General features: G+C 32.0%; 11 protein-coding genes. All 11 read left to right on the forward strand.

The window, feature by feature from the left end:
- The 11 genes from A9Q68_RS09670 (at window position 1) to A9Q68_RS09720 (ending at window position 11,849) form a co-directional block, all read left to right on the forward strand.
- Window positions 1–4,365, forward strand: coding sequence for an Eco57I restriction-modification methylase domain-containing protein (locus tag A9Q68_RS09670; RefSeq protein ID WP_071794480.1), 4,365 nt, complete (start codon window positions 1–3; stop codon window positions 4,363–4,365).
- Window positions 4,366–4,543: 178 nt separating this feature from the next.
- Window positions 4,544–5,812: a DUF262 domain-containing protein gene (locus A9Q68_RS09675; RefSeq protein ID WP_071794481.1), complete on the forward strand. Its 1,269-nt coding sequence runs from the start codon at window positions 4,544–4,546 to the stop codon at window positions 5,810–5,812.
- 3 nt (window positions 5,813–5,815) lie between these two features.
- Complete coding sequence (locus A9Q68_RS09680; RefSeq protein WP_071794482.1) at window positions 5,816–6,658, forward strand: hypothetical protein; 843 nt, start codon at window positions 5,816–5,818, stop codon at window positions 6,656–6,658.
- 268 nt (window positions 6,659–6,926) lie between these two features.
- The gene (locus tag A9Q68_RS09685; protein WP_071794483.1) at window positions 6,927–7,172 is read left to right on the forward strand and encodes a hypothetical protein; all 246 of its coding nucleotides are present in this window, start codon (window positions 6,927–6,929) and stop codon (window positions 7,170–7,172) included.
- A gap of 280 nt (window positions 7,173–7,452) precedes the next feature.
- The gene (locus tag A9Q68_RS09690) at window positions 7,453–8,331 is read left to right on the forward strand and encodes a helix-turn-helix domain-containing protein (protein ID WP_165605242.1); all 879 of its coding nucleotides are present in this window, start codon (window positions 7,453–7,455) and stop codon (window positions 8,329–8,331) included.
- 77 nt (window positions 8,332–8,408) lie between these two features.
- Window positions 8,409–8,744 (forward strand): hypothetical protein, encoded by a 336-nt coding sequence (locus tag A9Q68_RS09695; RefSeq protein ID WP_071794485.1) that lies wholly within the window; start codon window positions 8,409–8,411, stop codon window positions 8,742–8,744.
- A gap of 110 nt (window positions 8,745–8,854) precedes the next feature.
- Complete coding sequence (locus tag A9Q68_RS09700) at window positions 8,855–9,082, forward strand: hypothetical protein (RefSeq protein ID WP_071794486.1); 228 nt, start codon at window positions 8,855–8,857, stop codon at window positions 9,080–9,082.
- Window positions 9,083–9,132: 50 nt separating this feature from the next.
- Complete coding sequence (locus tag A9Q68_RS09705) at window positions 9,133–9,591, forward strand: hypothetical protein (protein ID WP_071794487.1); 459 nt, start codon at window positions 9,133–9,135, stop codon at window positions 9,589–9,591.
- A gap of 58 nt (window positions 9,592–9,649) precedes the next feature.
- On the forward strand, window positions 9,650–9,997 hold the full coding sequence (locus tag A9Q68_RS09710) for a hypothetical protein (RefSeq protein ID WP_071520185.1): 348 nt from the start codon (window positions 9,650–9,652) through the stop codon (window positions 9,995–9,997).
- 793 nt (window positions 9,998–10,790) lie between these two features.
- Window positions 10,791–11,267 carry a VOC family protein gene (locus A9Q68_RS09715; RefSeq protein WP_071794488.1) on the forward strand — a complete coding sequence of 159 codons (477 nt, stop codon included), beginning with the start codon at window positions 10,791–10,793 and terminating at the stop codon, window positions 11,265–11,267.
- A 69-nt stretch (window positions 11,268–11,336) separates the two neighbouring features.
- Window positions 11,337–11,849, forward strand: coding sequence for a heme-binding protein (locus A9Q68_RS09720; RefSeq protein WP_071794489.1), 513 nt, complete (start codon window positions 11,337–11,339; stop codon window positions 11,847–11,849).
- The last annotated feature ends 29 nt before the right edge of the window (window positions 11,850–11,878 follow it).

Consider the following 11,878-nt stretch of genomic DNA (forward strand, 5'->3'; position numbering starts at 1 on the left):
ATGATTTCAAATTTTGAGTTTTTGACAATTGACATTGATACGGCAGAGCTTTTCAGAACAATAAATATGGCCGAAGAAAATTATACTCACGGCGATTACGAAGGGACATTGATTAAGGTAAGAAAAGTAGCTGAAAATACAGCACGATTAATTGCTGATAGAGAGTATATAGATGTTCAAGAACGTACAACATTTAACGATATCCTTAAAGAAATAAGATACTTAATTTCTAATAAAACAATTGTGGATAATTTCTATGAAATTAAAGGTAAAGGAAATAGCTCTGCTCATGTCCTAAATCCAGAGAATGCTACAAAAGAAAACGCATTGAAATCTTTGGAGCAATTATTTGATATATTAGCATGGGTGATGCTGACTTATATTGATCCTGAAATTAAAAAAAGTGCAATTGGTCAGTTTTTAGAACCGAGAGCACAAGAAATGTATACAACGGCAGAGCGTAAATTCATCTATGTTCAAACGGTAAATAATGAGAGTGGGTTATTTAGTGCATTTGAAGGAACACAAAAAATCGGGGAAGGAACGGTTTCCTCAGACGATATTGAGACAGATTGGTCTCCAAATAGTGACTTTTTAAGAAGGGTTGCTCCGAAGCGAATCAATCAATATATGAAAACATCTGGATTACCATATACCCTTGGGTGGGTAGAACTTGCTTATAAAAAAGCAACAAAAACATGGTTTCATGATTATGACGTTCATAATGTTTTAAAACGATCAGGTATTGAACAGGCAAAACATTTGGAAGGAAATGAGTGGTATAATACCGATATAGAAACTGCAAAGGCAGCAATAAAAGCTGTGAAAAATGGTATTAATTATCTTAATGATTCACAAAGGGTAACGATAGTAGAAGAATCGACCATTAATCTTCGACCGGAGCAAGATGAAGCTGTCAAACAGACGCAAAATGTATTTAAGAAAAAAGATAGGATGCTTTGGAATGCAAAAATGCGTTTTGGAAAAACATTAACCTCTCTGCAATTAGTCAAAAATGAAAAGTTTCAAAAGGTCTTAATAATGACACATAGACCGGTTGTAGCTGATTCATGGTTTGATGATTTTAAAAAGATGAGTATGAACAAAGCTGGGTATAATTTTGGTTCTGTAAATAAAGGAGAAACTCTTGAAAATTTAAAGAAATCAAGGAAACCATTTATTTACTTTGCCTCGATACAACTGCTGAGATACAATAATGGACAAACAAATCTTAAGGAATTTTCTGATATTGATTGGGATTTAATAATTATTGATGAAGCTCATGAAGGTACTCAAACTGAACTCAGCGATACTGTGATGAAAGAGCTTGTAAAAACCAAGACTAAGATACTAGAATTATCAGGGACACCCTTCAATCTTTTAGATCAATTTGACGATGAACAAGTTTACACTTGGGATTACGTTATGGAACAAACTGCGAAGAAAAAATGGGAACTTGAACGTCCTAATGAACCGAACCCTTATGAAACTTTACCAAAAGTATCCATGTATACTTTTGAAATGAAAAACAAAAATCGTTTTACAGATGAAAGTAAATCGTTCAACTTTAGGGAATTCTTCCGTGTGGGTGAAGATGGAAAACTTGTTCATAAGCATGATGTTCGACAATTTTTAGATAATATTACTAATCCTGATAGTAGTACTAACTATCCCTTTTCAACGAAATCTTATAGAGATGAATTACGTCATACACTTTGGCTCATGCCAGGCGTCAAGGAAGCAAATGCATTTGAAGATTTACTTAAAGAACACCCAGTATTTGGTATGGATTACAAGATTGTTAATGTTGTAAAAGGTTCAAGTTCAGATGACGGTATCACAAATGAGGCGGATATTGAAAAAGTTAGAACAGCCATAACAAAAGACCCGTCACAAACAAAAACAATTACTTTGACTGTTCGTAAATTAACGACAGGTGTCAATATTCCCGAGTGGACCGCAGTTTTATTTCTTTCCAATACAAATAGTGCAATGAATTATCTCCAAGCTGCTTTTCGTGCTCAAACTCCATTTTCACACGAAAAATTAGGAATGAAAACAAACTGCTATGTTTTTGACTTTGCTCCGGATAGAGCATTGACTGTTATGGCAGAAAGTGCCCAAATCAATTCAGGAGTAGGTAAGAAGAATACTCAAGAGCAAAAACAAGCCATGGCACGGCTTCTCAATTTTATGCCAATATTAGGCTCTACAGATAATGGTATGAAAACTTTTGATGTAGACAGAATGCTTACACAACTCAAAAAAGTGTATGCTGAAAAAGCTGTTCGATCTGGGTTTGAAGATGACAGTCTCTATAATGACAATCTTCTTACATTGACCGCTGAAGATGCGACAATGTTTAGCAAACTTAATACAATTGTTGGAAAGTCACAAAATCAAAAAGCACCTAAAAAAGTTGTCGTTAATGATAATGGCTTTACCGATGAAGAGTATGAACAAGCCGAAAAAGCAAAGAAAAAACCTAAGGACAAACGGACACCAGAAGAGCTTGAAGCTATAGAAAAACAAAAAGAAGCCAAAAAACAACGTAAAAGCATGATTTCTATATTACGTGGAGTTTCTATCCGTATTCCAATGATGATTTACGGGATGGCAGTTGATTTATCAAAAGATATCACAATTCAAGAATTTATCCAACAAGTGGATGATGAGTCTTGGAAAGAATTTATGCCAAAAGGGTTTACCAAGGGGATGTTTAGTGACATCACAAAATATTATGATGCAGAAGTATTTATTGAAGCAGGACGTATCATTCGTCAAAGAGCAAAATCTTTTGATGATATGGATTTTATTGAAAGGGCAGAAAACATTGCTGCGCTGTTTAGTACCTTTAAAAATCCTGACAAAGAAACAGTACTGACACCGTGGCGTGTTGTGAATCTTCAGGTCACGAAATCTGTCGGTGGATTGAACTTTTATGATGATAACTTTGAATCTGTGACAGACGGTGCGACGTCAAATCTTCATTGGGTGGAAAATGAGGTAACACCTTTAATCTATCAAAAAGAGACGAAAATCTTAGAAATCAATTCGAAGACTGGACTTTATCCACTTCATAGTGCCATCAGTCTGTATTATCAAAGGGTTGCACAAAATGATGATAATCATTTTGAAGCTGACCAAGTCTATCAAGAAATTTTGGAAAACAATATCTACGCCATTGCGAAAACCCCTATGGCTAAAACCATTACTGAACGTACCCTGACAGGATATCGGAATTATAAGACAAATATTATCCATATTGATGATTTGACAGATACACTAAAAACAGATCTAAAAAAAGGCAAAATGTTAGTAGAGGAGGCATTTAATAACGTGAAATTTGATGTTGTCATTGGTAATCCTCCATATCAAAATGAGGGTTCAGGTGATGTAGCTCGTGATGAACCAATCTATCATAAATTTATGGATTTAGCTTACGAAGTTGCAGATAAAGCGGTCTTGATTACGCCGGCTCGCTTTCTTTTTAATGCTGGACAAACCCCGAAATCATGGAATAAGAAGATGTTAGAAGATACTCATCTCAAAGTAATTTATTTTGCACAGAAATCGGAAGAAGTGTTTCCAAATACAGACATCAAAGGTGGGGTTGTAGTTACATACCGAGACTCTATGCGAAATTTCGGGGCTATTGAGACATTTACACCGATTGAATGGTTAAATGACTTGTTCCATTTAATTCGTAATAAGGAAAAGAGATCATTTAATGAATATCTTTTCGGACGGAGCAGTTATAAACTTACTAAATTAGTTTACGAAGAGCATCCGGAATTAAAAGGTAGGATTAAACAAAGTGAAGAAAAGTCAATTGGTTCAAATATTTTTGACAAGTTACCTGAAATTTTTATAGATAGACCTTTAAATTCAGAATATATTCGTATTTTCGGTAGACAAAATAATGAACGTGTATATAAATGGATTAAGAAATCTTATGTTCAAGAACATGAAAACTTGAACAAATACAAGGTCTTTCTTCCGAAGTCAAACGGAAGTGGGGCGATAGGTGAAGTATTATCGACCCCACTCGTGGGTACCCCACTCGTGGGTCACACACAAACTTTTATTTCATTTGGGGCTTTTGACACTGAAATAGAAGCAGAAAACTGCTTGAAGTTTATTAAAACTGATATTGCTCGTGCTATGTTAGGTACATTAAAAATAACTCAGGATAATGCTACTAAAGAAGTTTGGGGGAATGTTCCGTGGTTTGATTTTAATGATTACTCAAAAATTGACTGGTCAAAAACAGTAGAAGATATTGAAAGACAACTTTATGATTATTTTAGTTTACCAGACTACATAATTGCTGAATTAAAAGCTAATGTAAGAAGGATGGACTAATGGTTTATTACGTAGAAATAATTAATTCAACTCATATATAGATTCATAAAAATATTTAAGTTGCTCATTTGGCAAAATCTCAAATTGGTATTTTTGGTGTTGAAAAGTAATTCTATTATATAAGTTAAAAGTGTAGCCTCGATAAAATTTGAATACAATCTAACGTGGGGGAAATAAAGTGGATATATTTTATTTAGTGCACAATTTTAAGGTTATTGCAATTAATACTGAAGAAATTGATAGCTATAAACAATTAAGAAATATAAAAAATCAGGAAGAATTAAATACTAAGTTCGAAGAATTAGGTTTAGAAATTGAAGATGGTATAATCGAAGAAATTCAAGAAATTTTCGGTTTGGATAACACAGATGATGGAAATAGGAATGAAGAATTTAGAATCAAGCATTGGGTGAGTAATAGATCATTTGGTGAACTAGTTGATATGTATAAACATGGAGAGATAAAAACTCCAGAAATGCAAAGGAAATTTGTGTGGAATTCTGTTAAAAGTTCTAGATTAATTGAATCTATTATTTTGGGATTACCAATTCCTCCATTGTTTCTTTTGGAAGTTGATGATAATGAATATGAGATTATTGATGGGTATCAGCGATTAACTACTCTTCATAATTTTATTGAAGGGTTACCTTGGGTTGGGTATAAAGAAGGAAAAAGAAAAGTTACTTCCCGATTGTCTAGAAAAAATATATTAAAAGATATAGAAGGTAAGTGTTTTGATGAACTTTCTATTGATCATCAAACAAAATTAAGAAGAAGTACAATTCCTCTGGTAGAGTTTAAACAGTTAAGTCCAGGAGATTTTAGTTCAAAATATTTAATTTTTGAAAGAATAAACACTGGTTCTGAAAAGTTAAATGGAATGCAAATTCGAAAATCTCTTGCATATGGTCCATTTATGGAAAATCTTTATGATGCGGCAAATTCAAATGATAATTATCTAAGCCTTTTCTCAACAACACAGATAAAAAAGGATATCCATGTTGAAGCCCTACTTCGAATTCTTGCTGTATCTGATTTAAATTTTGGAAGATTCTCTCCGAAAAGATATGGAATAAAAAATATTTTAGATGAATATGGTGAACTCTATCGTAATACAGAGATAAGTCAAGATAGATTGAAAGCAATTTTTTCATATATTGAACAATTTGTTGATTTGTTTCAAAAAAATCATGTATTTAAGAGAGTTAATTCAGAAGGAGAGTTTGAAGGCATTATTAATATAGGGATATTGGAATCGTTAGTTGGAAGTTTTGTTGAAAGTAATAAAGTAATTCCGGATAAATTTATTGATATTTATAAAAAAGAACTGACGAAACTATGGGATTCTTATGTTCTTGAGGAACAAGAAAATCCATTTTCTACAAATACTGGTAGTTTAGAGTCTATTCAAAAAAGATATGAAATCTTTAAGTCCATGATAGGATAAAGTATGGATATTGAATTTTTTAATGAAAGATTTTCAAAAATTGAAGAATCTGTTAAACTGATAGATATTATGGAGGATAGTATATCAAATGGTTCGGGTCCTCACAGAGAATTAGCGATTAAAATAGGTATTCCATATAGGGATCTACGTAGTATCTATAAAGCACAAGAACTGAAATTACTTGTCGACTATTATACTTTTTGTGAGCAACTAATGAAGCATTTTATTTATTCTGTATTGGATGTTCATGCTATAGATAGAAATATTCATAGAAAGAAGTACTTAAATGATAATTTAAATCCTAGTACTTTTTCTCCAAGAGTAAAATATAAGGAGATAGAAGATAATCTTAATAAATACTTATATACTTCGCCAAGAAAGATAAAATTACTTTCGTTTTGTATTGAATCAGACATACGACATAAGCATGATGAATTAATATTAGCACGCCATACTTATGCGCATAAAGGAGAGGAACCTACATTTAGTATATTAGGTTATGTGAAATCAAATTTAGCACTTTTAAAGTATTTTTTGAATGATTTTCAAAATATAGAAGTAGACCTTTCAAATAGACTAGAATTACAGGAAGCAATAATACAAATACTTGAAGAACAAAAAAAATTGCAAAAACTTGATCTACGTAACAAAAATTGGAAAGAAAGGTTTGATAATCTAAGAAAAGTTGCTTCGGACACTCAAATGTTACTAAGTAAACTTGAAATAAATTCTGAAACTTATTTTTACTTAGAGTCACAGTTACGAGAATTTCAAAAAATTGATTTACGACGGAGTTTGAGTAAAAACAAAGAAATTATTAGTATTATTAGTTTAGAGTCTTCGTGAATTGATATAGTTATATGAGGAAATGATAACCTACCATGTAAAAAGTTTAAATCGAAGTCAATGTTTGAAAGGTTATTAGGTATAACTATTATCATTATTAATCATTTTTTAATAAAGTAAAGACGAAAATAATCGAGACTGGAATCGTCTGTTTTAGTATTATCAACAGATAGTTAATTCAATAAAAATATAATGTTATTAAGTTAATATTGATTATTTATTTGGTTTTGGTATTGTAGAAAAGTAAAGACAATTGGAGTTGCTCTAAATGAGAAAAAATTCAACAATTGATTGCAAACTTGATAATATGTCGCCAGAAGATTTTGGCAAGATGATGGTAGTTGAATTTCAAGATGTAGAAAAAGGTGACTCAAGACTAGCAAAAGAGGTCTTCGGTGAGTATAAAAAGCTTGGGATCGGAATAATAGAACTTCTAAATGGTAAGGCTAGTATGAATAGTAGTTATAGGAGTACTCCATTTCCAGCCAGCATATCATTGAGAAATATTAGTTAAGGCAGTCAAGAGGAATTACTAAACATCTTAAAAGGCTAAAGAATCTATTGGATATTATCTAGTTGAGTGGATGTATAACCAATCATTATTAAATAAAATGACTCAGTAAATTGGAAATACTGAGTCATTTTTTTTAATTCGTTGAAAAATACAATCTTAAAAGGTTATAAAATACCATGAAAGCGATTTGAAAAGTGGTATAATTGGTTCATAATAATAAATTTAAAAATATCAAACTAATAATAATAAATCTTTAAAATGAAAAATGGAGAAACAGGAATTGGAAAGATTAGGGCAAAATTTAAAGCAAATTCGAGAAAAAAATGGTGAGACTATAACTGATTTGTCTGAAATATTAGGTAAAGCTATAAATACAATTTCACAATATGAGAATAATAAGAGGAAGCCGAATTATGAAGATTTGGAAAAAATATCGAATCATTATAATGTTAGTATAGATGATTTATTATACTCTGATTTATCTGATAGTTTAGAAACAGTTAAAATGTTAAATAACATAAAAAATAATTATGAATTTCTTAATAAAAAGTGTTTAATCATGTTTCCCATTTTATCTAGTACAGAAGCTAAACAAAATCAAAAGTTTACAAGAGCAATAAAGTTACATAAAAGTTGGTTTAATAATTTTGAACATTTCACAGATCATGAAATGGATGAGTTATTTGATTTATACTTTGACTTATATTTTGAAACTGATCTTGCTGTTGTACGAGCAAATATACTAGGAATTATTTTTTTAGTAGCATCAATGGGGAACATGTCAGAAATTAGGGATGAATTTTTAAGTTTTATAAAGCATCAAGGAAAAACTAATAAGTATAATAACACTAAATTTTTTGTTTCAAATTTTTACTTAGACCGAAAAAAGACATCTTTGGACGAAATTATTGATACATCAAAATCAGAAATAGATAATTTTATATTATTACTTTTATCCAATCTCAAAGGCAGTGAAACATTATATAATTTGAGAGAATATTATTTAGCCTTACGTTACATTTTTGGAATAATAAATAACAGTTTCAATGAGATAAATAATAATAATTTTGGCATTTTACTCATGCTAGATCTCGAAAAAATGGGAAATAAATACGCGAAAAATTATTTATCCTTAATAAGATTTGTCTACAATAATTGAAATATTCTCAGAATGAGAAAGACTTTTTCTAGACAATTTGATATTATCATCATAAATAAGAAGATGAGGTATCATTTATGAACGAAATGTTAAATGAATTTTCAAATTTAATGAATAAAGATAGAGTTAATGAATTTGAATATGCAAAATTAAGTAAATTAGCTAGTCAGGTTGGAGGTCCAGAAAAATTTATTGAAATTGTTTTTAGTGATGGATTTAGTGAAGGGGAAACAATTGGGTATAATAACGGGTTTGAAAAAGGATGCACACAAGGTAGGATAGAAGGGATAATTTTAACTACTGGATTAATATCAATAGGAACCTTCATCTTTTCGAGAGTTAGTTATTTTAAAAATAGAAAAAGAAAAAAAATATTAATGAGACAGTTAAGAGACGGGCAATATATTATGTAAATGAGAAGTTCAAGACAATAAAAAATAACGAAAAAGATTGTAATGATGGTAAAAAAATAAGTGAATTTGAAAGCTAAAATAGAAATCACAGCAAAAAGAAGGGACAAGATATGAGATATGTTTTTGAGGCAACACAAATAGGATGGGATAAAAATGTTGATATTGTCTGGTTCAACAAATCAGCTTATACATATGAAGAAGCCGTTGCTGAGTTTAAAGAATATCAAGGAGAAACAATTAATGGTTATTCTTATACTGGGTATGAATATGATGGTATAAAATACCATGATTTCAAATTTCTTGGAGAGTTTGAGGAAGATAAAATGCCTTATTTATAAGATGATTATTGTCTTAGTATAAATATTGAAAATATGAAAAGAGAACAAAAATGTTAAATTCGAAAAAAGTTGATTTATATAAGATGTTGCTATTGGAATTGAATACTTTTGCAGAAGATAAGTTTAAATATGAATATTCAGATAATGTTGCTCCTGAATTAGTTGCTGCCCTAAGTGGTATTGGCACAGGTATGCTAGGAATTGGAGCCGTTTATTCAGTTTTTGCTGGTATGTCGGGTGCACAAATAATGTCTACTCTTGCAGGATTCGGTGTAGGAGGTACTGTTGGAGGGATAGCTAGTATTGCAGCCTTAGTTTCAGCACCAGTTCTACTTGTAGGTAGTGGTGCCTATACTTTTACGAAAAAAAGAAAATTAAAAAATGAGGTTAAACAATTAGGAGATATTTCCATTGACCTTAAACAAAAAATGAAAGAAGATGATAGAGGAAGAGTAAAAGAACTTTTAGTTGCTATAAATGATCTTGAAAAAGTATTGTTTAAAAAGTAAGTTAAATCTTATATTTATCAATTATTTATTAATAATGTATACAAAGAAATGAGGAATTATGGGAATTTTTGATTTTTTTATGAATTCGGATAAGGATAAAGAGTCCGTAGAACAACGTCAATCGTATTTTGAGTTTACTAAAACTTATCCATTTACTGTTTTGATACCAGATTTTGAAATAGGACAAGACTATTTTGAAGAGATATCTGGAGATATTACATACACTGCTGAAGTTGAATGGAATGAAACTACTGATCAATATGATGTTACAATATTAGATTGGGATGATAATACTGGCAGATTTACGCATGATGGAAGTGCGCCAGCAAAAGAAGATGACTTTTATGAGGATTTAAAGGATTATTTAATCTCGCAAGGTGTTTCTGAATTTGATATTGATTGGTAGTTGATTCTATTATGATTGAATACTCATTCAACTTTTATAAAACCTATCTCCTTTAATATGGAGATGGGCTCTTTTTTTAAAAAAAGATTTGAGTAGTTCATTTGTTTGGAGCTAAAATTCTTGTATTAACAAAAAAAGAATAAATCTCCTTAGCAGTCTTCTGAACAAACTAGAAGGGGATTCATTCATCTTATTTTTTAAATTAATTCAGTTTTCTAATTACCTAGGAAGGCGGGTAACAATCCAAAGATTAGATTGAATTGAATCCAAAATGCAAAAATACATATGAAGCCAAGAAAAATATATTTCAATTCTTTGGTGATCAATGTTAGCAATAAAGAAAATACGCAACAAATTGGTAAGATTAGATTAACAATAATAAAATAGGGGTAATACCCCATAATCTCGCAGTCCCATGGAATAAGTAAACTACTAAACCAGATCAAGGCAATTAAAATAAAATAGAATCTTCTAAATTGATTTATGTTTTTTCTCAACTTTAACATTCGATCAGCCCTCTGACATCATCTTTGATAATTTTTCTTTCATGATTCGATATAGTCAAATAATCTTATTGAAAAAAGATTTGGAAGTCAAAACAACTTTTTGAATTCAATTTAAAAAATTGAATAGTGTCTTTGTAGAAGACCTCCTCCCGAACTTTTTGTTCATCTTTCCCCCACATTTTTCAATCAATTTGTGACCTTTTGACCGCTTTGGGGTTGAGGGGTCTTTTTGGTCTTGGGCTGTGGTAAAATTGAGCTAGTTAAATAAGAAGAAGTGAGGGTTTAGCATGGAATTTAAGTCTTTGATGCATATTGCTTTCTACACGGATCAGCTGGATCAGATGTTGGATTTTTACGTCAACAAGTTGGGTATGACTAAGAAGTCTGAGGTTAACTATTCTATTTATTTGGATCGGGATGACCGGCCGGCTTTGCAGAAGATTGCGCGTGAGGAGCCTGACAGAATTTTTAATATTTACCTTGAGGCTGCTCCAGGTCAGTTTATTGAACTTTTTACGGCTCATGCGACTCAGAAGGAGCACACGCAGTGGGATGAGCATAAGGGTTATTCGCATTTTGCCCTTTTGGTGGACGACATTTTCAAGACGCGTGATCAGCTGTTAGCCGCTGGTGTGGAGCTGGTTCACGATATTTCCAAGGGTCCGTCTGAGACTTACCAGATGTGGCTTCGTGATCCGGATGGCAACTATTTTGAAGTTATGCAGTATACTGAAAAGTCCATTCAGCTTGTTGGTAACTGCTAGTCGGTTTTGAAGTCAAAAACAAATTCTGTCTGATGAAGGCTCTGGCAGAATCGAAGGGAGTAAATAAGAATGTCTCACAATTTAATGGAATTAGCGCAGCAATTCTCTAAAGAAGACAAGGAAATCTTAGCAAGCATTGAAGAAAATTTGATTTTCCAGTCTTTCGATAGTCAGGCGGCTCTGGCTTTGGGGGCGCTTTTGGTGGAGGAAGCGGTGGCTTTTGGCGAGGAGCCGGCCATTCGGATTGAGCGCTTATCTGATGGGGCGGCCATTTTCCAATACATTGGTAATTCTGGCGGGGAGCGCAATATTGGTTTTGCTCTGCGCAAGATGGCTGCTGTCAGAGTGACGGGATTCTCTAGTCTCTATTCTCTAGCTTTGTTAGGCGAGGATCCGCAACTTTTGGATTTGGAGCGCATTTTGCCAGTTGCGGGTGCCTTTCCCATTAAGGTGGCTGGAGAAATGGTGGCAATTTTAGGCATTTCCGGTTTGCATCATGGCAATGATCATCGCCTTTTGATGCTAGCTTTATCTAAATTCTTGGGTCTTGACCTTCCGGAATACCAAGGTTTGATTATTTGAGTATAGTAAAAGCATCCGAGGATGCTTTT

This window comes from Streptococcus bovimastitidis (assembly GCF_001885095.1).
In the GTDB taxonomy this organism is placed as follows: Bacteria; Bacillota; Bacilli; order Lactobacillales; family Streptococcaceae; genus Streptococcus; species Streptococcus bovimastitidis.